The organism is Streptococcus suis, assembly GCF_046032515.1.
Classification (GTDB): Bacteria; Bacillota; Bacilli; order Lactobacillales; family Streptococcaceae; genus Streptococcus; species Streptococcus suis_AL.
In genome coordinates this window covers 25,612-47,971 of record NZ_JARQPJ010000005.1, presented here as the reverse complement: position 1 = coordinate 47,971, position 22,360 = coordinate 25,612, and the positions used below count along the sequence as shown (strand labels likewise).

The following is a 22,360-nucleotide window of genomic DNA, read 5'->3' as shown; positions in this document are numbered from 1 at the left end:
GCGAACTTTTTTGATTAAAAAGTCCGTCTTTTTCGTATTTTGTTTTCTAGTCACCTGTACCATTTGGGAATATGTAAATAAAAACCTTCGTACCATTCCGAAATAGCAACTGATTGCTTAATCATCAGTGGAATTTGTTCGGAATCTTGATGTTCTGCCCAAGAAAGTGCGCCTAGACTGTTTACTGTTAAGTATAGAGCTAAAAGTCTCCAAAATTCCTCTGGAATAGTGCCGTCAAAATAGGCATCTACCTGACCACGCGCAAAGGCTGGAGACAAATCTGCCGTGAAAATCAAACGGTTGAATTCTTCCCAGGGGTCCCCTATGTCGTAGCGATCAAAGTCTAATATTTTCAGTTTCCCATCCGCACCCAGTAGGAAGTTACCTGTGTGAAAATCTCCATGATGGTAGGCAATTGGTCTTCCTGCCAGCAAGTGACGGTTGGCTTGAACAAAGTCTATCATAGCAGAACCATTTGGGTAGGAATGACTAGCTGCTTGGTAGGCAGCTAATTTATTGTCAATCTTAGCCTGATAAAAACTGTTCCAGTCCCGTTGACTTTGGTCAATCGGTAGGGCATGCAAGGTTCGCAAAAACTGCCCTGACTGACAGCCCAAATCATATAAGACAGAATCAGACAAACTAGAAGCCACTTCATTCATATCCTGACCTTCTACCCATTCATAGAGGGTGTAGACTGACAAGTCATCCGCCCAAAAACTTAGTGGCTCTGCCACAGGCAAGTCTTGTCCAAACAAGCTTTGAACCAATCGAAATTCTGCTTGCTTGGTCTCATAGGCTGTCCGCTCGGCTATTCGCAAAAGCCCATAGCGACCATCTTCTAGCTGAACCTGGTACTTTTGGTCCGCGGACCAGCCTTTGGTGAGGGGCTGTCGAGACACTATCCTAACTGCCATCAGTCGATATTGGGTTTATAGAAGGCGCGGTTGTCCATGGCGAAAATGCGATTGGTCATCTCGCCTGGGCCGACCTTGTCCAAGGCCGATAGCATCATCATCATTTCCGCATCAATATTGTCAATCATGTGGAGGATTTCCGCCTCCATAATCTGCGGACGGACGGGACTGCCATACTCCAGCAAACCGTGGTGGCTGAGGATAACGTGGCGAAGAACAGTCACTTCCTCCAGACTGTCGTCGATACCCAATTCCATCAGGATCTTGGTAATCTCTTCATCAATCAAGGAAATGTGCCCAATCAAATTGCCACGGACAGTGTAGCCAGTATTGTCTGGACCAGTCAATTCGATAACCTTGGCTAGGTCATGGAGCATAATCCCTGCGAAAAGCAGGCTCTTGTTGAGCTGAGGATAAATATCACCAATTTTATCAGCCAATCGGACCATGGTCGCTGTATGGAAGGACAAGCCTGAATAGAAGGCGTGGTGGTTGGTCTTGGCAGCTGGGTAGGAATAAAATTCCTTGTCGTACTTGCTGTAAAGAGCACGCACAATCCGCTGCCATGTGGCATTTTCGATGCGGAAAATCATCTGGCTCAAATAGTCCTTGGTGTCCTTGACATCAACAGGCGGCTTTTCCTTGAAATCCGCAGGGTCACTCGGCTCGCCTGCCTTTGGTAAACGAAGAACCAGTTGATTGACCTGGGGGGTGTTGTTGTAAACCTCACGGCGTCCCTGCATGTGAACAACTGTCCCAGCAGTAAAGTCCTTGATTTTCCCTGGTTGGGCATCCCAGACCTTGCCTTCAATCTCGCCCGTATCATCTTGGAAGGTCAGAGCTAGGTAGTCTTTACCAGCTCGTGTTTGACGGACTTCAGCAGTCTTGATCAGATAGAATCCTTCGAAGAATTCATCTTTTTTCATTTGGTTAATTTTCATTATCTTCCTCATCTAATGGGGACAGGCCAAGCAGTCCCTTGGTTTGGTCATCTTCGTACAGGTCAATGGTACGAAGACTACGCTCGATAGCGTTGGTGCGAGTTGTTAGGAGTTTGTCAATATTGCTGCTGGCTTGATTGAGTTGTTTCTGAGCCTTAAGCAAGAGGTCAGAAAACTTGCCAAATTCCAGCTTGACATTGCCCAAGACTTTGGAAATATCATCGGCCGACCGTTGAATGTTGAGGGTCTTAAAGCCGACGGAGAGGGAATTGAGCAAGGCAGACAGGGTGGTCGGGCCTGCTACTACGATATTTTCCTGACGGCGAAGCTCATCAAAGAAAATGGGATTGCGGACCACTTCCGAATAGAGTCCCTCAGTTGGCAAAAACAACACGCCAAAGTTAGTGGTTTCAGGCGGATTGAGGTACTTGCTCTGAATATCTTTGGCAAAACGTTTAATAGCCGCCAAAAGATTTTTCCGATGGAGGTCAATCTGGTCCTTGTCCCCACTTTCGTAAGCATCTTCCAAGCGATAATAGTCCGCCAACGGAAACTTGGAGTCAATCGGCAGATAGATATAGTCTCCCTCGGTCCGTCCTGGTAGCTTGACCGCATACTCCACGCGCTCATTCGAGCCTGAAACCGTGGCAAACTCTCGCTCATATTGGCTAGGTGTCAAAATATCCTCGATAATCTGTCCCAGCTGCAATTCACCCATGATGCCACGGGTTTTGGTGCCAGACAGGACCTTGTTCAGACTACCCACATCACGCGCCACCGTCTGCATTTCACCCAGACCACGATTGACCGATTCCAACTGCTTGGACACCGTTTCAAAGGAGGCTTGTAGGCGGGTTTGCAGGGTTTTCTCCAGCTTTTCCTCAACCGTCTGCCGCATTTCTTCCAGGCGTTTTTCATTAGACTCCTGAATGGCCTGCAAACGGCGGTCGGTGGCATCTCGCGTTTCCAAGTGGCTCTTATTCAGCTCTTGGCGAATGTCAGTTAGCTGTTGGTAAAGCTCCGTGCGGAGTCTTTCCACTTCCTGATGAATGGCCTGCTGCTGCTTGAGGGTTGCGTTTTCTAGTTGATAGCTGAGCTGGTCAGACAAGTTGTCAGCTGTGTCTTCGGCTTGATCTTGCAAAAGCAGGGCCAAGCTCTGCCATTTTCCATAAAGAAAAACTAAGGCAAGCAAGACCAGTATCAGCAAAATAAGTAGTACAATATCCATCTAATCCTTGTCCTTACTGTAGATCAGGACCACGTAACCCTGATCCAGTTGAATGTCTATGTCTCTATCTATAAATTCGTTAGAAGCATAGCATTTTTTGAAAAAATAATTGCTGGCATCCAGTGGGTACTTGGCATGACGAATGGTCAGGCGGCTTTGGTCCGACGGTATAAAGGAAATATACTTCATACCAGCAATCGGTGACAAACAGTGCTGACCTGCAGGTCGAAAACGGACGATGTTCTGCCTGTCCACCAATTCAATCTGCTCCATAAAGGCAACCAAGTCGGGTTCAGCAGCCAGAAAGAGATTGGCCATCATATGATCCATGCGACCACCCAAAGCACCGTATATGCGTACCTGAGCCTGCGGATAAACCTTGAAGACCTCCTTTAAAGCCAGCTCCAAGTCTGTATCATCTTTTTCAGCAGGAGCTTGCAAAAAACGCTCTGCTAGATCCTTTATCCGCCCTAATTCTTCAGGTGTCACCGAGTCAAAATCACCGATAGCCCAGTCAAGAGGCAGAGAATGGTCCAGAAGACGAAGAGAGCCTGCATCTACCCCCACATAGAGGTCGGCAGGCTCAGGAAGGCAGTCAAAGGAACCGCCTGCAATGACAGCAATCTTAATCATTGAGGACGGCTCTCAATTTGGCAATGTTGGCATCCAAGTCTCCTTTGAAGAGATAGGAACCAGCCACAAAGACATTGGCACCCGCATTTTTAGCTGAATGAATGGTCTTATCGTCAATTCCGCCGTCCACTTCGATGTCAAAGCTCAAGCCTTTGTCTTCACGAAGTTTGACCAAGGCCTCAATCTTCTCAGTCACTTCTGGAATGTAGGCCTGTCCACCAAAACCTGGGTTGACCGTCATGAGCAGAACCTGATCCACCAAGTTGAGCACAGGCTCAATGGTCACAAGAGGAGTGCCTGGATTGATGACCACACCCACCTTCATACCAGCAGCACGAATTTTTTGGAGGGTCCCATGCAAGTGAACCGTTGCTTCTGCGTGAATGGTTAAAATATCTGCACCCGCACGGGCAAAGGTCTCAATATGATTTTCAGGATTGGACACCATGAGATGGCAATCAAAAACCAGCTTGCTATGAGGACGCATGGCCGCTACCACATCCGCCCCAAAGCTAATATTTGGCACGAAATGACCGTCCATGACATCAATGTGCACATACTCCACACCTGTCTTTTCTAGACGCTTGAGCTCTTTTTCAAAATTTGCATAATCTGCCGCCAAAATAGACGGCGCAATCTTATAATGTGACATAGAGAACCAACTTTCTATTTGAATTTCTTACTTACCTTGGTATAGGTTTCACGCTGATTTTGGATTTCGCTGAGGAATTGGAGATAATTATCAAAGCGACTTTGGGAAATGGCAGAGCTGGCAACAGCTTCTTTGACTGCACAATCCGGCTCATGGGTATGGGTACAGGTCCTAAATTTGCAGTCCTGGCTGCTTTCCGCAATCTCTGGGAAACAATCTGTCAGAGCCTCAGCCTCCTTGACTTCATAGTCTAGGGATGAAAAACCTGGCGTATCCGCAATTTTCCCACCGAAGACATTGTAGAAACTGACCGCACGAGTGGTATGGCGACCCCGCCCCAGACTATCTGAAATTGCCCCTGTTTCCAAGGCTAATTCTGGTGCAATGCGATTGAGAAGAGTCGATTTGCCAACCCCTGTCTGCCCCATAAAGACCGTCACCTTATCCTGCAATAATGGCGTCAATTCCTCCAAACTATAGACAAATGGATAGCCAATTTTCTCATAGATAGCCTTGAAGGCATCCATCTCCGCCCGATCTTCCACCAAGTCCATCTTAGAGATATAAATAATGGGATCCATGTCCTTCTGTTCCAAAAGCACTAGGAAACGATCCAGTAGATTGGCATTAAAATCAGGTTCCTTGGCCGACATGATAACCACCGCCTGATCGATATTGACGATAGGAGGTCGAACCAAACTATTTTTCCGCTCATGAATCTTTAAAATATAGCCTTCTGAATTTTCCTCCGCAGAAAAGTCCACAAAATCACCCACGTAGGGCGTTTGGCCTTTCTTACGAAAATTTCCTCTAGCTCTGGTTTGATAAACCTGTCCATCCGCCTCGACATAGTAAAAACCAGCCAAGGCCTTGATAATTCTTCCTTGCAATGAAGACTCCTTTGTGTGTACTTGTTCCTATTATACCAAATTTCCTAGGAAAAAGGGAGCAAAGCCAAATCCTGCACAGCTAGTATTTTCTTGCCAATGGAAATATATACAATAGAAAAAGCCCTCAAACGAGAGCTTCCTTGGTATACATAGATGGACTAGTCTCTTTTGCGTGATGTGGCAGCTAATCCCAGACCTGAAAGGCCGAACAAGACGCCCCCTAAGACTAGGAGCATAGAGCTGCTATCACCTGTTTTTGGCAAGGTTTTGGCAACAGGTTGTGATACTTCCTGTGGTTTAACAGCAGTAGTGCTTGGAGCGGACTTGTCTACCGTTTTCTTATCAGTTGCTGCCACTACTTGAACCTTGCCAGCTGTCTGGTCAGTTAAGGACGAGGCATCTGTTAGCTGTTCAACTGGTTTGTCTGTCGGAGTTTCAGCTGGTTGTTCGACTGGTTGTTCAGCTGGCTGTTCGGCTGGTTGTTCAACTGGCTGCTCAACTGGAACTTCAGCTGGTTGTTCAACTGGCTGGTCAGCTGGTTGTTCAGTTGGCTGTTCAGTTGGTTGTTCAGCTGGGGTTTCAACTGGTTGTTCGGCTGGTTGTTCAACTGGCTGGTCAACCGCAACCTTATCATAAAGAATCTCTGCAACAAACAGAGAGCTTGACCCGGTAGCAACCTCGTCATAAGTATAAGTATACTTATTGTCGGCTCTTGCAATATACCCATCTACTGCGATCGGTGTAAGCGTGATAGATTCACCTGGATTTACGACCGCATTGTCTAGTAAAAGGTCATCACCACCAGCCACCCTGTGAGCAACAGTAAAAATTACTGGATCTTTGGTTGTTGGAGCAGCGTCTTTAATCATCCAGAACTGTACCCATACAAAGCCAGCAGAGTTTAGGGTCTTTAAGGCTTGATCGTAGGTGAGTTCATGAGTTGGATTAGTGTATTGATCTAACTTCCATCCCTCAACTTTTGGTGCGGAGATTGTCTTTGTCTCCCCTGGGTTGATGGTAATATAATAATGGGACAATGGACCATCAGATCCAGAGATTGCAATTACTGCTACCGAAATTGGCTGTTGCTGATTTGTTTCAGCATAAACAATATTTTGAAAAGCTGGAACAGCTACGGGTGCTATAACTCCGCCAAGGAGTGTAGTGCAAGCAAGGGTTATACCGATTTTTTTTGTGACTATTTTTTCATGTTTTTCCAACTTCCTTTTTCATTTTTATCCAAAAAAACCTGCTACAATAGGGTTTGTACCTGTTTTAGTTAAGGGTCGTTTGGTAAAACAATCAAAGTTGTCAATAGAAAATATTCAAAATGCTGATTTGACGGGTTTTTCAAGCCTTATCAAGTTGGCATTTTTTTGATTTTTCTATGTTTTAGTTAACGACCGTTTGCTAAAACACATATATTCGCTTACAGTTTATCATTTTCTCCTGTTTCTGTCAAAGAATTATGTGCTTTTTGACGACGAAATGGGGTATTATTTCGTTTTAAGACTTGATAGATGGTCGCTGTTGAGATATTGAGCTGCTTGACCATGTCTCGAACGGTTGTTTCTTCTACCACATAGCTCTGAATCACTTGTTTTTCCTTTGATTTTGAAATACCCTTATTGCCCAATTTTACACCACGTTCTCTGGCCTTACGCAGACCATCTTTTGTACGGTCAGAAATAGCTTGGAGTTCCCATTCTGCCACATAGCCTAGCATGAGGCAGAAGAATCGGCCTGTCAGCGAGTCTGTTTCGATTTGTTCGCGGAGGGATTGCAGGCGGATATGATGGCTGGTCAAGTCTGAGATGATAGCAGACAGATGGAGCATCTTTCTGGTTAGGCGGTCTAGCTTATAGACTACAAATCTGGTCTCTATCCCGCTTTCAGCACAGGCTTTGGCTAGCTTGATAGCTTTTTGAAGTTGTGGGCGGTCTTGATGACCTCCCGATTCCTTTTCCATGTAGAGTCTGTCACAGAAGTGTAGGGCTTCTTTTTGCACTTCTAGCCCCAGTTCTTGCCGATTGTCCCTCGAACTCACACGAGCGTAGCCAATGACGACAGCACCTTTTTCTTGGTATTGCTTGATGATTTTCTTCACATTTTTCTCCTTGTTCTACTATTGTAGCGGGGGTTGGTATAAAAGGTCTGATGAACATGTGATCATGGTTTGATAATCATTCCATTTTCCCCTAGCCAAGTCAAGAAAAAAATAGTATAATAAAAAACAAGCGGAGGTGGTGGAACGGCAGACACGCATGCTTCAGGCGCATGTGCCCATCGGGTGTGAGGGTTCAAATCCCTTCCTCCGCATTATTTATAAAGGATTACCCCAAGTCAAAGTTGATGACTTGGGGTCATTTTTATATCTTCTCACGCATACTCAATGAAAATCAAAATCAGACTAGCTCCAAAAGTTTGGGGAACCTTTGGAGATTGGAAATAGAGCGAACGTAGTTCATTTCTACTTATGCAGATAGAACCCTGTTACTATTTTGTTTCAAGGTAACAGGCTGAAAGGCTCCGCTGGAGCCTTTCACTTATCAAATCAAGGCAACAACGTCTGATTTTGATTTTCGAAGAGTATTAATTGCTCTCCCCAATCGGTACCACCCCATCATAACGAGAAAGGACATCATCGGACACACGGTGGGAAATATGAATGAGCGTCTTATCAGCTAGTGAGGTAAGGTAATTTTCAATCACTGCATAGGTTTCCTGATCCAAGGCAGACAGACTTTCATCCAGCAACAAGATATCCTTATCTTGCAGCAAGGCACGGATCAAGAGCAGGCGTTGCTTTTGTCCGCCAGACAGTCCGCTATCATCACTAATTTCCTCGCTCAAAGAAACATAACTTGGGAAACGACTGTCAAGGTTCATGGTCTTAATGAGGGACATCATCCTATCGTCTGGAACCTCCCGTCCCATGGTCAAGTTGTAAAGAACAGTATCATGGAAAAGGGCTCCCTCTTGTGGCAGATAGGCAATCTTGTCTTGAATGGCTTGGTAGGATAAGTCTGAAAGAGAGGTTTTATCAACGTAAATATCCCCTGCTTGCAGTTGGCTATTCTTGGTCAAAATCAGAGCCAAGGAAGATTTGCCAGAACCACTTTCCCCAAGAATTAAATACTTCTTGCCACGTTCAAACGCTACGGTCAGGTCTTCAAAGACCTGCTTCTCACCGATAGCATAACTAGCCTTGACCAGTTGAATACTCTGGAAAGCTGAAGCAAGTTCCTGTCCCTTCGTTTCTTGACCCAAAGTAGATAGCTCAAACTCTTTCTTCAATTCCTTAACGGCATGCCTGTCCAAAAAGGCTGCCGCAATGCTATTTATGGGATCCACCAACTGCTCTGAAATGGTCAGAATAGCCGTCAAACCTCCGATGGTCAAGGCCCCAGAAAAGACTTGAAAACCACCGATAAAGATAATCGAAAGCGTGGTCAGATAAAAGACCAAACCGACTAAGAGCCGCATGGTTACTGTCGTTCGATTGGCCTGATTGACCTTGTCATTGACTGCTTGATAGCAATCGTTCAGACCATCTAAAACTTGCTGTCTTTGGCGGCTATTTTTCACTTGCAAATAACTCAGAAAGACATCTGAAACCCTTGTATTATAGACCTGCTGACTGTCCGAAATCGCTTCCTGATTGAGCCTTCTCCGTTTTTTAAACAAATAGGGAATCACAACTGGCAAGAATGAGATCAGAATCAAGAAAATAGCGGTCAGACCATCCAAGCTAAGAAGGGCCAAACTGGCAATGCCAAAGGTACAAGCACCTTGAAAAATCGTAAAGAAAGCGTCGTAATAATCTTCTTTCACCGTCTCCAAATCATTATTGAGCTGGGAAATATAGGCCCCTGCCCCCTGCTCAACAAACAGTCTAAAAGGTAAATCAAACATTTTCCCAATAAAGGTCGCCTGCAATTGGAAACCTACTTGATTGAGATAGCTGACATTGGCAATCTGACGAATGTATTCAAAAATCAGCATGACAAGGACAGTTAGCCCCATCAGCACAAAATAGGATACAAAGGCCTGTCTATCTCCAGCTGCAATAGCATCAATAATATAGCGATATTGGTACAGAAAGCCAACATTGAGCAGGGCTACTGCAAAAATACAAGATAAGGTTAGCCAAAAATTCCTCTTTTTCATTTCTTCTCCACCGTTTGATAGATTTCTAAGCAAACATTTGGTCGCTTTCATCTATATTATAGAATAGGAATTGGAGACGATTTTATTCGTCCCCTATATGCAACTATTTCTCGTTCACTATTTTTTCAAGTATCGTTTCATACCAATCTGCTATATTCTGGCTATCGACCGCTCGTAAAAGTCCAATACACTTTCTCATCTCCAAAATAGCATTAGAAGTTCCGGTATTTTGATAATCATAAAAAGCCTTACCAAATTTAAACAAAATGCGTTCAAAAATTTCTGTCTCGTCGAAAAGCAAACCTTCGATAGTCTTTTCAAGAAAGATTGCGTCGGCAAGTTCCTTATGTTGAACGCTGACTAGATAAGCACTAAGTAAAATTTGAGAAACTGCCAATCGATGTTGTTTCATTTCACGGTAAAACTGTGTACGACCAACTAGTTCCCTGCAAAAAAGCATCATAGTCTGGTGTTCTAATTCATCCATGGTATTGGCAAATAGCAAGAGCTCGTAATAACTCCAGTTGTCCACTTGAAATAAGTAATCCGTTAAAAAGGCTGTATCTTCTTTCGAAACAACTACTGTCTTATCTAAGTCGCTCAGTTTATACGCGATTAAAATAGCATTCAACCGATGAAACTCCCTACGAGAATCTCTTTCTGCTTTTGCTAATTGTTCAGACAAGATTTTCTTTATGGTTACAACATCTCTGATATAGATGGATTGTTTTAGTTGTTCCAAAATTCTAGTCAGCTCATCTTTTTTGAAATCCTGACTGGCATACACGAACTCGTCCACATCCACATTCATTTCTGCCAACACACCAAATAATTTACTAACAGTATTGTCGGATTCCCCATTTTCAAACCGAGAAAGTTGAGAAGTAGAAATATGTCCCTTGGCGACCTCCGCCAAACTCTTCCCCTTTCCCTCTCTTATCAATTTTAATGTCCTACCAAAACGATTCATGCATCACCTCTACACTCACGATTAAAAAATCATTTGTAAACATAATTATTATACCACAACTCCCCATGTTTGTGTCCATTTTCACATAAAGAAAAAGAAGCTAGGCATAAAGTCCAGCCTCGCTTCTCAGAGTTCGTGTCAACATCTCAGCGCAGTGGTTGATTGGGTTTAACAGTCCAGTGGACTGTTAAAGGTTGGAGATAGGATTTGCAAAGCAAATCACAACAGGTCGTGTTGCACACTCCAAATCTGACCATTACGACTGTTGCGAACAAAGTTCGCTTTATTTCCAACCTCAAAAGGTTCACTGAACCTTTTTGTAACGAACCTTGTTCGCTATATCTCCAACCTCCAACAGTCACTACTCTGACTGTTTTGTAGCGAACAAAGTTCGCTCTATTTCCAACCTCAAACTGTCTCCCAGACAGTTTGAGCTATGCGGGGGTGGGACTAAAACGGTCTGGGAATAGACCGTTTTAGATCGACAACTTGAAATGAAGACTTGTTGATGAACTCTTTTTTGACTAGTCGAGTTCTTATACGAAAACTAAAAAGAATGCAAAAATTCCCTCCCTATGATATAATCAAAGCGAAAAAATTTTTATGTTAGGCTACTAGCTCGTCCCTAGTAGTCTTTTTCTGTACTAAAAATTCAGAATACCTTATCTGCTCTTTTAAAAGGATATAGCCATTGATTCGCTCTTCCAGCAACTCAATCTGCTTCTGATAAAAATCATAAATCTCTAAGGACTGCTTTAACATGAAGCGATGATGGTCAGAGAAATAACCATCCAAGGCTTCCAGAAGCTGCGACACTTTCTTCTTCAAGCTGGTATAAACTGATCGATGGACAATGCGTGGTGTGATAGGCGTCCCATCAACCAGTAGCTGAAGGAGATTACGTCCAGATAGTCCCATTATATCTTCAATATAGGTTGTTAGCTTGATACCACCTGACTGAAGAATTTTATGGATACGATTGGTTTCGCGATTGCGACTTTCCACATAATGTTTTCGCTGTCTGGTCAACTCCCTCAATTCTTGAATGGTTTCATCGGGAACGAAACTCCGAGGAAGCAGACCAATCCGTGTTAATTTAGCAATCCAGTGAGCATCCTTCTTGTCGGTTTTCTGACCTGGAATAGCCTTCATGTGGGCTGGTTGAGCCAGTATCAGCTCGAAGTCATCACATAGAGCATGCCAGACAGGTCGCCAATAAACACCTGTGCTTTCCATACCAACAGCTTCCACACGAAATTGACTGAGAAAATCGTGGCAAGCACGTAGGCCTTTAGTCGTTGTATCAAATGTAGCCATCTCACGCTTTGGACGAGTTGAGGTGAGTGGTCCATGTAGGATACAGACGACATTATTGGCTTGATGGACATCAATACCTGCACAAGATTGATAGAGAACATCCATGACAATTCCCTCCTTCTTAAAAATTAGAGAGCTTATCTACCGAATTTTAGTCGTATTTTTATACTCATGCCTATCGCATATTTTGGGGTGCTCGTCAGTAGAGTGGATCAGTTTTTCCCTCGATGACTAACATCATTAACTCGTCAACCACAAAGCCCTCACTAAGATTATACACCTAGTGAGGGCTTTATGTTCGTTTTCATTATTCTGTGGGTGAGGGCGGAGCCATCATGGATGTCTTTCCCACTCCCTATTTTTATTCTGTCGTTTCAGTCGCTACTTTGAAAAAATCTTTGTATTTCAAAAGGTAGCCTTTTCCTGTGGATAGGTCGTATTGGACCAGTTTGAGTTCTTCTGCCGCTTTTGCATCACGCTCAGCCTGACCTACACGGTCCTTATGAAGCACTTCTGTCAAGAGGGCATAGTAAGGACTGACCTTGTTGTTGGTCGTCTCCAGCATCAGTGCATTCATGTCGCTAGAATTGACCAAATCATAATGGTAGTCTTCTGTTTCAAAATTACTCCACACGAAATAATCTGTCTTATATTGCAGACTTGGGTCCGTCACGAAAGCAGACTCTGGATACAAACCTGGTAGGTGGTCACCATAAAAAACAACGGTCACTTTCTTATCCAAGGTCTTAAGCTGATCCAGAAAATCTCTGGTTGCCTGATCCGTAAAGGATAGAAGACGAACATAGCTGGTCAAGTTTTCATTTTCCTCAGTCGTGAAGCCCTCACCCGATGCTGTAATACTTGCAGGCTCAGCTGAGTTCCACTGCACATGGTTCTGCATGGTAATAGCCGACACAAAGCTGGTATCAGCAGAACGTACCTGATCCAAAATCAAGTCATAGGTCTTCTTGTCACTGACAAAATTCCCCTGATAATCCTCAGCCGTCACAGTAAGAGGATACTTAGCACTATTGAGAGTGTAGAATTGCTCAATCCCCAGCTGCTTATAGATAGAATTTCGGTTGTAACTGGTATCGTAGTAAGGATGGATGGCGATACGATTATCTGCTGGATAGAGGTCGCTGATACTTGGCAACTTCTTCATATTTGGTGCTACATCCAAATAGACTGACGAAATAGAAGAATTATAATTGTAAAATGGCAAACCACTATAAACCTGAAACTCAATATTGGCAGTCCCACCACCATAGTGGTCACTCTTCATCAAGCCACTGGTAGTCTGACTCATGATGTACTCAATATTTGGAAGGACATTCTGGCTAAGGGTCACACCCGGAATCCGACGCGGGTCAGCCAAACTCTCACTAAGAATGTAGATTACCGTCTGGTCAGTCAATTGACCTGTCCGTTCTGCATTGATTTCCTCAGCCAAGGCGGTGTACTTCTTCACAATAGCCTTCATGGTCTTCTCAGAGTAATTCTCAGGCATTTCCATACTGGTCTTGCTGAGTTGCTGTAACCAGAGGAATGAAAGAGTGCGATAACGAGCCACAAAGGCGTAGCCCTTCCAATCTACGTTCCGCCAGTTATTGACCTGAGAAAGAATAGGAATCCAACCAGCAATCTTGTGGTCTTTTTCATTGCGAATTGCCCAGCCCATTCCTAAAATCAAGGATACGATAACTGAAACTCCTGCCAGCCGTTTCCAGATAGAAGCGACAATCCTTCCTTGGAAGTACTTCTTGTGAATACGTCGGTAGATAAACACAAGGAGGACTATAAAGACGAGCGATACCAAGACAACACGTAGACTGATGAAGCTGAGAATCATCCCCAAGTTCCCGACCCATTTGAAATCATTGGGGGTCAATGGCTCCGAACGATAGCGAAATTTGAGGAAATTGGCCGCTATCAAGGTCACATTTAAACCAGCAATGACAGCAACCGACAAGATTTGACGGTTGATGACCAAGCTGATGATAATGTTTAGGAAAAAGAGGCAGGCAATCTGGAAGACAATAGCCCCTGGAAAGAGATGACGTGTGAAATAAGAACCCGTTCCGCCAGCCATAGAAGCCTGATAACCAATATGCGACAACATAGCCAGTGCCAAACTGATAAAGAGCATGCTGTGAACGTTGGTCCGATTGGCCTTAAACTCTACAAATGCCTTATGAAGATAGCGAAGAAAAATGTAAGTCCCTATAAAATGAATAGGTGCAAACAGCGGTGTCTGGCTGAAAAACTCTATATAAGAACCTTTCTCAACCAAACTCTCATAATGACTATCTTTCCAGTAAGATATAGCGAGTGGACTGAGAGAAAGCAAACTGGTCAAGAACAAATAGCCATCCGGTACCAAGTGATTGGCTGACCACTGGCTTAATTTTTCTCGAATTCCCGTCTTCTTCCGCCATAAAAATGCCAACAATACGGGAAGAGCCAACATCAATAGAAGCTCGAATTGAAAGAGATTATTCCGGAAAATATTCCAGGGTTGATACTTCTTGGCATTGAGCCGATAAACCAGGTTAACAAGATATAGAAAACCTAGAAAATAGCCGACATACTTGGCAAAGTTTTTTGTCTTTACAAACTTCTCGTATGTATCAAGCAAGACCAATACATAAAACGTAAAAATAGAATAGGCAAGTAAGGGCAGGGGGATAAACCAGAGCGGGAAAGATACTCCACTTAGCAATAGAGCCCGCCCCATCGCCAGCAAAACGGTCATAATCATAACCAGAATAAATTGCTTGCTTGCCTTTGGATTGATTTGTTTCATAACATTTCTCTCTTAGGAAAGATTTGATTTTCGGTAAATAAAGCCGTAGTACATCGACCAGACTAGCCATCCAGTCAAGCTAATCGCGATAACTGGCAATAACCACCACTGTTGCTTGTAGGATAGAATTAGGGTATTTTGCCCCGGTTGGCTGGTAACTGTTGGCACACCGATTGTGGAAAGAATCATATCTTCTCTATCTAAAACGGTATCATTCAAAACAAGCTGACTATCTTGGTAAACAATAACTGGTACCGCAGTTTCTTCTGCTTCTGACGCCGTCCAAGTCACCACCAGCTGATTGCCATCAACTTCTTTGATAAAGTCTTGATTTGGTAAAATCACTTGGTCACGATAGGTAAAATAGGTATTGTCCGACTCTTCATTGGTCATATGTTCCGTTCTATCTGACAAGTCTGGTACATAGTCTGGCGTTGATTTCTGAGCAATGTGGATAAATTCGCCCAAGTATTTAGAATGGAAAGAAGCTCGTAACTCTTCCGTTGTACCGTACAAGGTCGTATGAATTCGTTTTTGCAGGAAGGTATCGCTATAGTAATGCCCATTGATTTCCTTATAACTTTCATTCCAGAGGAAACCAACCGAAACAAGCAAAGAAATAACAGTCAAACCTGAAAAGATTTTCTGCATTTTTTCTGACAAGCCTGAAACCTGTACCCCCACAACTGCCAACAACAAGGCATTGGCATAGAGGAAGAAACGGAAAGGAAATTGAATCAATTCGACGAGTGTAATTCCTTTCCCTGCAAACAACTGCCAAGGGAAGAGGTTGGTTGATAAGATCAAAAACACTGCGTAGGTCAGAGCAAGACCAGCCAGAACCAGCGATTGTTTCTTCCAGTTTTTCACCAAGAAATAGAGATAGATTCCAAAGAAAATTGGCAAGGGATAGGGATAGTACAAGAAAGCTGTTTTGAGCCATGTTACGGTATTAAGGACAAATTTCTTATTAACAAACGGTGGCACCAAGGTGTTGGTCGCGTTGATATAAACAAGCGGCAACCAAATGTTGATGGTCAGAAGCAAGAAAATTCCTACCGAAAGGGCTACTTGCCCAATAATCTTCATTTTTTGGTCTGATTTCCACCAACCAATAAGGAAGAGAACACCATAGGCAATGACTAAGAACAAGGTCGATAGCATATGGACCTGTAACATAAGACCCACAGCTCCTGCCATGAGGAAAATGGGTACTTTTTTCGTCTGCAAGAAACGGACTGCAGGGATTAAACAAAGCGGAAAGAGAGCCACTCCCCAGCTGGTAAATCCTTGGGTTGCCCACCAATACTGGATGGAGTAGGTCGTTACAAAGAACATAGACAGGAGAATAGAGTGGGCATATTTGACCTTGACCTCACGCATGAGGAGATAGAGGGAGGTCGCACTCAGAGTTCCCAAAAGAAGATTGGACAAAATCTGATAGCGGAACCAGGTCCCACTCAAGAGTACCAAAGCTCCCTGTAGATAGGCAAAATAAGGCCCGTAGAGAGCATTGACAATCCGTCCTGACTGCTGATAACCATACAAACTGATAATGTAGGAGAAATTCCCCTCCTTCATCTGCATAGCTGCATCATAGAAACGATTGTAGTGGAAAATCAAGTCCGCACCTGTCACCATGCCATTAGTTAGCAAGTGGGGAACCAATAATAATAAAGAAAAGCCCACAAATAGGCCAATGGCAACTAGATGGGGATGCTTTTTTAACATATTTTTGAACATAAGGATACCTTCATAAAAAAAGAGGGAAACCCTCTCTTGTTTTTGTAAATATTCTGCCAATTTGCAGATAATATTTTTCAAAAGTTAGTCACATTTCAGTATAGCAAGCTTTCTCCCCACTGTCAACGAACAAGATAGATAGAAAATTGTTTTATGGAAAATAAAGATTGACCAAAATTCACAAAGTATGTTCTAGCCTTACCCAAAAACTGGAAATTAGACTGAGACAAAGAAATAAGGTATCTCCATTATACGACGTTATACAAAGAAAAGCCCTTGGAAACTTGTGTTCCAAGGACTTTGTCTTCAATCTTAAAGCTAATACTTTTTTTAAAATTTTTCTTTAATGTCAGCTTTTAGCTTGTCAAATTTTTCTTTAATGTCAGCTTTTAGCTTGTCAAATTTTTCATGACGGGCTTCTTTTTTATCCGCAATTAAACGTGCTTTAGCCTGATGAGCTAGATCTTTTTGGATTTTGAGGGCTGATTCTACTTCTGCTGAAACAGTCGCAACATCCCATCTTTCAATAATAGTCTGATATTTCTCAAAAATACCATTTAAAACAGATTCATCATTTTCTTGCACAAGTGCAATAATAGCGACTTCCCCGTTAGTCAATTTTTCACTAACGGTTGTAATTAGCTCCGATTTAGCCAATTCTTTATCTAAACCAATAGAAGCTCCAATCGTTCCACCAGCTACAAAACCAAAGAGAACTCCAAGCGGTCCACCTAAAATTCCAATGAGACTGCCTATGAGACCGCCTTCGAAATAATCGCTCCCTACAGAATTCATTAAATCAAAGCTGTCCTTCACTTTAACGATTCCATCCTCAGCTTTCACAATTGAAACTTGGGCTAATTTTGTATTTTCAGTTTGACCAAATTGTTTTAATTCTGAAAATGCTTGAAAAGCCTCACTTTCAACATGAAAAATTGAAACAACGATATTTTCCATAACGTATACTTCCTTTCCTATTTAAATAAATGGATTGGGTCCATGCCCTGTGTATAACGACCTATACAACAGTTATTATAACACATTACCGTACTATATACAATACAAAGTACCAAATAAAGATTGATTGCAGATTTCTCCACAATCAATTCTTTTTATAAGCCAACTTCCTGGAGGCTGTCAGACAAACGCGCGAAGTCAGCCATGGAAAGTGCTTCTCCACGGACACTGGCTTCCAGCTCTGCCATGCCAAGTGCCTGCGTCAGCTTGTCCTTAACTTCTTCGGACTTACCGAAATGGTTGGTCAGGTTGTTCCATAAGGTCTTGCGGCGGTGCACAAAGCTAGCCTTGGACACCCGGAAGAAGAAATCTTCGTCCTTGACGCTCACCAGGGGTTGCTCGCGGCGGACCATTTTGAGAATGGCGGAGTCCACGTTTGGTGCAGGCACAAAGACGGTGCGAGGCACGATGAAGGCCACCTTGGCAGTCATGTAGTACTGGACCGCAATAGACAGGCTACCGTAAGCCTTGGTGTTTGGCTCGGCAGAAATGCGGTCGGCCACCTCCCGCTGCATCATGACCACGAACTCGCTGAAGGGAATCTTGCTCTCAATCAGATGCATGAGGATGGGGGTGGTGATGTAGTAGGGCAGGTTGGCCACGACCTTGATAGGCAGGTCAGGATTTTTGAAATTCTGAATCTGGGTCTGCAGGTCGGTCTTCAAGATGTCTTGGTTGACCACAGTTACATTGTCAAAGCGACCCAAGGTGTCCGCCAAAATCGGAATCAAGCGATCATCAATCTCAAAGGCCATGACCTCAGCAGCACTCTCTGCCAAAAACTCGGTCAAGGCTCCGATTCCAGGACCAATCTCGATGACATTGACATTCTGGTCAATCTCAGCCGTGTCCACAATCTTCTGTAAAATATTAGTATCGGTCAAAAAGTTCTGACCGAAGGATTTCTTAAAGGTAAACCCGTGGCGTTCAAGGACGGCACGAGTAACGTTTTTGTCTGCGATTCTCATGTGTGTTCTTTCTAATTTTCAAGCTCAACTAAAAGTTGTTGTTTCAGCTGTTCTAATTTTTTATCTGAAGGTCGTTTTTCATCAGCGTACATTTCTTCAAAAGGAAGCCACCAAACTGGACCCTTACCTTTGTGTCCATGATTTCCTAAGTCCCCCGACCTTCTTGGAAAAAGATGCCAGTGCAAATGACTTTCGCCATTCCCTAGACTTTCAATATTCATTTTTTCTGCAGAAAAAGCTACGCTGACAGCCTGCGATACATCTGCCATTTCAGACAGATGCTGTTTGCGAAAATTTCGTGGCAAATCGTGAAGTTCTATCACATGCTCCTTACAGAGAAAGAGGGTATATCCTTTGAAATACTGGTGGTCACCGATAACAACATAGCCCGTTTCCAATTCTTTGACAAAGTAAAGATTAGTCCCTGATTTAATCATTTCGATTCGTTCACAAATTAGACACATTATTGGCCTCCGTTTTCTATTCTTACATCTCACTCAGATGCTTTGTGACGCTAAACTTCCGCATGGTTGCCACCATTTCTAGTTTCTTCTCCAAAAAGTTCGTGTTGAGTTTTTTCTTTTGAGCTTCTCTAGGCAGGTACATATAGAGGCATTGACTGCCTCTGCGGAGTTCCTCATCACCAAAGTTTTGAGTTAGCAGCTCCTTTAATTTTTCGATATGCAACTCATCGTTGGTAAAAACCAAATGAATGCGAGAATGATCGTAAGCCTGACCAAAAGGATTTTCAATAACAGCTTGTGCCAACTACATCTGATTTTTGATAATAATTGCTAAATCTGCACCAATTTTTTCTTTAATCGTTTGATGAATAAGCTGACTGAGCTTCTCATCTGGCAAGTCTGTTTCACAAACAACATTTCCACTTTGAATATAGGTTTGAACAGAAGTTAAACCAACTTCCGTCAAAATTTCCGCCAGATAGGACATCTTAGGAATTTTATTCTTGCCAACAGGGGTAACACCTCGAAGGAGGACGACTTTTTTCATTTGTTAATCCCCCTCACCCATAATGATCCTTTAAAGACAAAATATACAGCTTATCTGCTTCTACCATATAAATCAACCGATTCTCCGCATCAATCCGTCTCGACCAGGCTCCTTGATAATCATACTTCAAAGGTTCTGGCTTGGCAATGCCTTCAAAAGGATGTCGTTGCATATCCTTGATAATCTTATTGATTCGCTTGAGTGTTTTCTTATCCTGACCCTGCCAATAAAGATAGTCTTCCCAAGCATCCTCTGTAAAATGGATTCCCATGCTAGTCCGCCTCTATCAGATTGCGTTCTTGGGTTTGCCCCGCTTTGACTTGAGCCATACCACGCAAAACTTTTTGAGACAGATAAGTGTTCCGAGCAACAGCGAGGGTTTCTTGTAAACTATCCCACTCACTCTTTGAGAGTACAACAATATCTTCCTCTGGATTTTTATTAACCACGACCAAAGGCTCAAACTCGTCATTGACCTTTTTCATGTAGTCCTTTAAGTGATTTCGAAAATGGGAATATACAATAGCTTCCATAAGCAATACCTCTCATCATTTCTAGGCCTACTATAGCATAGAAAAAAAGAGTTGTCAAACTTATTGTACAACTCTTTAACGATTCTCCACCTTCCATTCGCCGTCTTCAAACCAGTAAAAATTCTCTGTCAGCTGTGGCTGTTCAAAGATTTCCAGCATGGTTTCAAAACCGTCTGCCAGCTGAACATTCTTCAAATCCTCACGTTCAATCCAGAACACTTCTCCCTCATCTGAAGATTGGATAGAGCCTGTAAAATGGCTGGTTTTGTAGCAAAATACCAGATAACGATAGTTGTCAGTCGGATCCGTCCAGTTTTGAATGCCACAGAGTTCGAGATTGGATATTGTCAAACCTGTTTCTTCTTTGACCTCACGAATGACGGAGGAAACAATGCTCTCGCCACGTTCAACATGGCCCCCAGGAAAAGTCACACCAGGCCACTTTTCAGACTTCCTATCCTGGACCAACACCCTCTGACCGTCTGTAATCATACACATATTGGTTAGGATGACTTGTTCTCGTCTAGACATTCCCTATCTCCCCAAATCATCAAAATAATAGAGATTCAAAAATTCTTCCTCAGTAACTGGACATTCAAAATTGTAAAACCAGCGATAGACTTCCAAGGCTGGTCCATCAAACTCTACCTTGTCGTCCATTTCTTGCACACCGGCAATATGAAACAAACGGCTCTGCTTCCAAATCCCATCCGCATTAACATAACCATCTTCGACCAGATCACGCAAATAGTCAAGTAGCGCTTCCGTGTTAACCTGCTCATCCTCCCAAACAAGGACATCAGCCGGCAGCAAGTAGATCACTTCTTCATAAGATGAATAATTTTCATAAGAAGGTTCAAACTCGTTTTTAACCAAACACTTAACAGCGTAGACCCTATCCATGATAGCTCTCCATAGCCTCCTCAACTTCCGCCAGACTTATCCCAAACAGCTCCAAGCGTTTGAGTAGTTGCTTGCCGTTGCAGTAGCCGATGCGGAGCTGTTCTCCCAGATGCTCCCTCCGCTTGCGACTGTCGCCACCCATAAACAAGCCTAGGCGCATCAGATCGGACTTGGTGATGTCAAAATTATTTTCATCATCGTAGTAACCACGCACGCCTGCGAGGGCTTTTTCCAAGTCCTCAAAGCTGGCGTGCTCAATGCCCAAGGACCGCCCTTTTGTTTTGGACTGGGGCCTGGCCTCGTCCCGCTGTAAAAAGGCGTGTTTGACCGTGGGAATAGCCTGCATAATCATCTTCCGAATCCGCTCCCCATTGTAGTCTGGGTCAGTAAAGACAATAACGCCCCGCAGGTTATGGAGTTTCTCAATGCGTTCCAAGTCATCGTCTGATATGGCAGAGCCTCTGGTTTCGTAGGTATCCACCTCGTAAAATCGTTTTAGGTTTGCTGTATCATCCTTGCCTTCAACAACGAGGATTTCCTGTATCTTAATTTTCTGTGTCAATTCTGAACAAGCTCCTTGCATTCTCGTAGGTCGCTTTCGCCACTTCTTCGACCGACTGGTTGCGAAGCTGGGCCAGCATATCCACCACATATCTGGTGTAGCCGGTGCGATTTTCCCGACCACGCTTAGGAACTGGGGCCAGGTAGGGCGCATCTGTTTCGACCAGGATTTTTTCTAGGGGCAATGCTTGCGCCGCTTCCTGAAGTTCGACGGCTTTCTTGAAGGTCACCACTCCCGAGAAGGAAATGTGCATGCCCAAGTCCATAAAGGCCTGAGCCTCCTCCAGCGTGCCAGAGAAGGAATGCATGATGCCTCCACGCGGACCGACACCGACTTCCTTGATAATCTGGTAAGTATCTTCCAAAGCATCGCGAGTATGAACCACAAAGGGCAAATCCAACTGCTTGGCCAATTCCATCTGTCGCTTGAAAACACGAGCCTGGGTATCCTTATCCGCCGTCATCCAGTAGTAGTCCAGCCCAATCTCCCCCAGGGCAATGACCTTGGGATGTTTGAGTGCCTCAAGCAAGTAGCTTTCTACTTCCTCATCATAGGTGCCAGCCTCTGTCGGATGCCAGCCCAATGTCAGATAAATTTCAGGGTGCTGGTCAGCCAGTTCCATAGCCCTGTCAATGGTTGCTCGGTCAAAACCGACTACATTGTGGAGGGTGACCCCCATTTCCTTGGCAAAGTCTAATTCCTCTTGAACCCGACCGTCAAACTGCTCTACGTTGAGGTGGGTGTGGGTATCAAATATCTGTATCATGGTTCTATTGTACCATATTTCAAGTCATTCTTTTCCAACGAAAAAACCAGCAGACTCGAGTTTCTGCTGGTTTTAGTTGTATTCTTATGCTACTGTAAGAACTTTACGTCCCTTACGGCGACGAGCTGCTAACACGCGACGGCCGTTTTTAGTTGCCATACGGCTACGGAAACCGTGTTTGCGTGCGCGACGGATTTTACTTGGTTGAAAAGTACGTTTCACGATGAATACCTCCTCTTAGATTCTTGTATTCGTTTAGCCGGCTAGTTTTGATCAGTTACTAAACATACCAAACTATTTTATATAAATTCTGGGGGTTTGTCAAGCTACTTC

The 22,360-nt window shown here is 43.7% G+C and carries 22 protein-coding genes, 1 tRNA gene and 2 pseudogenes; 1 reads left to right on the top strand and 24 read right to left on the bottom strand.

The window, feature by feature from the left end:
- Nucleotides 1-50 precede the first annotated feature (50 nt).
- From P7J49_RS03675 to P7J49_RS03640, 8 genes are all read right to left on the bottom strand, one after another.
- Nucleotides 51-917, bottom strand: a complete 867-nt coding sequence (locus P7J49_RS03675; protein ID WP_408569457.1) for an aminoglycoside phosphotransferase family protein — start codon at nt 915-917, stop codon at nt 51-53.
- Complete coding sequence (locus tag P7J49_RS03670) at nt 917-1,858, bottom strand: 3'-5' exoribonuclease YhaM family protein (protein WP_408569455.1); 942 nt, start codon at nt 1,856-1,858, stop codon at nt 917-919. Before P7J49_RS03670 ends, P7J49_RS03675 begins: the two co-directional genes overlap by 1 nt.
- Entirely contained in the window at nt 1,848-3,086 is a 1,239-nt protein-coding gene (locus tag P7J49_RS03665) for a DNA recombination protein RmuC (protein WP_044685615.1), read from the bottom strand. Before P7J49_RS03665 ends, P7J49_RS03670 begins: the two co-directional genes overlap by 11 nt.
- Nucleotides 3,087-3,719 carry a thiamine diphosphokinase gene (locus P7J49_RS03660; RefSeq protein ID WP_408569453.1) on the bottom strand — a complete coding sequence of 211 codons (633 nt, stop codon included), beginning with the start codon at nt 3,717-3,719 and terminating at the stop codon, nt 3,087-3,089.
- The gene (gene rpe / locus P7J49_RS03655; RefSeq protein ID WP_408569451.1) at nt 3,712-4,371 is read right to left on the bottom strand and encodes a ribulose-phosphate 3-epimerase; all 660 of its coding nucleotides are present in this window, start codon (nt 4,369-4,371) and stop codon (nt 3,712-3,714) included. Before rpe ends, P7J49_RS03660 begins: the two co-directional genes overlap by 8 nt.
- Nucleotides 4,372-4,385: 14 nt before the next feature.
- Nucleotides 4,386-5,261 (bottom strand): ribosome small subunit-dependent GTPase A, encoded by an 876-nt coding sequence (gene rsgA, locus P7J49_RS03650; protein WP_408569450.1) that lies wholly within the window; start codon nt 5,259-5,261, stop codon nt 4,386-4,388.
- Between the two features lie 158 nt (nt 5,262-5,419).
- Nucleotides 5,420-6,481: an LPXTG cell wall anchor domain-containing protein gene (locus P7J49_RS03645; protein ID WP_408569448.1), complete on the bottom strand. Its 1,062-nt coding sequence runs from the start codon at nt 6,479-6,481 to the stop codon at nt 5,420-5,422.
- A gap of 209 nt (nt 6,482-6,690) precedes the next feature.
- Nucleotides 6,691-7,368, bottom strand: a complete 678-nt coding sequence (locus tag P7J49_RS03640; protein WP_408569446.1) for a recombinase family protein — start codon at nt 7,366-7,368, stop codon at nt 6,691-6,693.
- A gap of 130 nt (nt 7,369-7,498) precedes the next feature.
- Here P7J49_RS03640 and P7J49_RS03635 point away from each other — a divergent pair.
- Nucleotides 7,499-7,580: transfer RNA gene (locus P7J49_RS03635), tRNA-Leu, on the top strand.
- Between the two features lie 273 nt (nt 7,581-7,853).
- Here P7J49_RS03635 and P7J49_RS03630 read toward each other — a convergent pair.
- The 16 genes and pseudogenes from P7J49_RS03630 to rpmH all read right to left on the bottom strand — a co-directional run bounded on the left by P7J49_RS03630 (nt 7,854) and on the right by rpmH (nt 22,249).
- On the bottom strand, nt 7,854-9,431 hold the full coding sequence (locus P7J49_RS03630; RefSeq protein WP_408569444.1) for an ATP-binding cassette domain-containing protein: 1,578 nt from the start codon (nt 9,429-9,431) through the stop codon (nt 7,854-7,856).
- Between the two features lie 103 nt (nt 9,432-9,534).
- Complete coding sequence (locus P7J49_RS03625; protein ID WP_408569442.1) at nt 9,535-10,401, bottom strand: helix-turn-helix domain-containing protein; 867 nt, start codon at nt 10,399-10,401, stop codon at nt 9,535-9,537.
- Between the two features lie 681 nt (nt 10,402-11,082).
- Nucleotides 11,083-11,823: pseudogene (locus tag P7J49_RS03620) on the bottom strand (IS110 family transposase); the annotation flags it as partial.
- A 256-nt stretch (nt 11,824-12,079) separates the two neighbouring features.
- Nucleotides 12,080-14,524 carry an LTA synthase family protein gene (locus tag P7J49_RS03615; protein ID WP_408569440.1) on the bottom strand — a complete coding sequence of 815 codons (2,445 nt, stop codon included), beginning with the start codon at nt 14,522-14,524 and terminating at the stop codon, nt 12,080-12,082.
- 12 nt (nt 14,525-14,536) lie between these two features.
- Entirely contained in the window at nt 14,537-16,267 is a 1,731-nt protein-coding gene (locus P7J49_RS03610) for a hypothetical protein (RefSeq protein ID WP_408569438.1), read from the bottom strand.
- A gap of 330 nt (nt 16,268-16,597) precedes the next feature.
- The gene (locus P7J49_RS03605; RefSeq protein WP_408569436.1) at nt 16,598-17,224 is read right to left on the bottom strand and encodes a DUF1269 domain-containing protein; all 627 of its coding nucleotides are present in this window, start codon (nt 17,222-17,224) and stop codon (nt 16,598-16,600) included.
- Between the two features lie 155 nt (nt 17,225-17,379).
- Complete coding sequence (gene rsmA / locus P7J49_RS03600) at nt 17,380-18,252, bottom strand: 16S rRNA (adenine(1518)-N(6)/adenine(1519)-N(6))-dimethyltransferase RsmA (protein ID WP_044755316.1); 873 nt, start codon at nt 18,250-18,252, stop codon at nt 17,380-17,382.
- 11 nt (nt 18,253-18,263) lie between these two features.
- Nucleotides 18,264-18,716, bottom strand: coding sequence for an HIT family protein (locus P7J49_RS03595; RefSeq protein ID WP_408569434.1), 453 nt, complete (start codon nt 18,714-18,716; stop codon nt 18,264-18,266).
- Nucleotides 18,717-18,738: 22 nt separating this feature from the next.
- A pseudogene (locus P7J49_RS03590) lies at nt 18,739-19,263 on the bottom strand (DUF1697 domain-containing protein).
- A gap of 13 nt (nt 19,264-19,276) precedes the next feature.
- Nucleotides 19,277-19,534, bottom strand: a complete 258-nt coding sequence (locus tag P7J49_RS03585; protein ID WP_024383250.1) for a Txe/YoeB family addiction module toxin — start codon at nt 19,532-19,534, stop codon at nt 19,277-19,279.
- A 1-nt stretch (nt 19,535) separates the two neighbouring features.
- Nucleotides 19,536-19,796, bottom strand: a complete 261-nt coding sequence (locus P7J49_RS03580; protein WP_029693536.1) for a type II toxin-antitoxin system Phd/YefM family antitoxin — start codon at nt 19,794-19,796, stop codon at nt 19,536-19,538.
- A 75-nt stretch (nt 19,797-19,871) separates the two neighbouring features.
- Complete coding sequence (locus tag P7J49_RS03575; protein WP_408569431.1) at nt 19,872-20,327, bottom strand: 8-oxo-dGTP diphosphatase; 456 nt, start codon at nt 20,325-20,327, stop codon at nt 19,872-19,874.
- 3 nt (nt 20,328-20,330) lie between these two features.
- Nucleotides 20,331-20,699, bottom strand: coding sequence for a hypothetical protein (locus P7J49_RS03570; RefSeq protein WP_408569429.1), 369 nt, complete (start codon nt 20,697-20,699; stop codon nt 20,331-20,333).
- Nucleotides 20,692-21,282, bottom strand: coding sequence for a ribonuclease M5 (rnmV, locus tag P7J49_RS03565; RefSeq protein ID WP_408569427.1), 591 nt, complete (start codon nt 21,280-21,282; stop codon nt 20,692-20,694). The genes P7J49_RS03570 and rnmV overlap by 8 nt, the downstream gene beginning before the upstream one ends.
- Nucleotides 21,245-22,027: a TatD family hydrolase gene (locus P7J49_RS03560; RefSeq protein WP_408569425.1), complete on the bottom strand. Its 783-nt coding sequence runs from the start codon at nt 22,025-22,027 to the stop codon at nt 21,245-21,247. Before P7J49_RS03560 ends, rnmV begins: the two co-directional genes overlap by 38 nt.
- An 84-nt stretch (nt 22,028-22,111) precedes the next feature.
- On the bottom strand, nt 22,112-22,249 hold the full coding sequence (gene rpmH / locus P7J49_RS03555) for a 50S ribosomal protein L34 (RefSeq protein WP_002939016.1): 138 nt from the start codon (nt 22,247-22,249) through the stop codon (nt 22,112-22,114).
- Between the last annotated feature and the right edge of the window lie 111 nt (nt 22,250-22,360).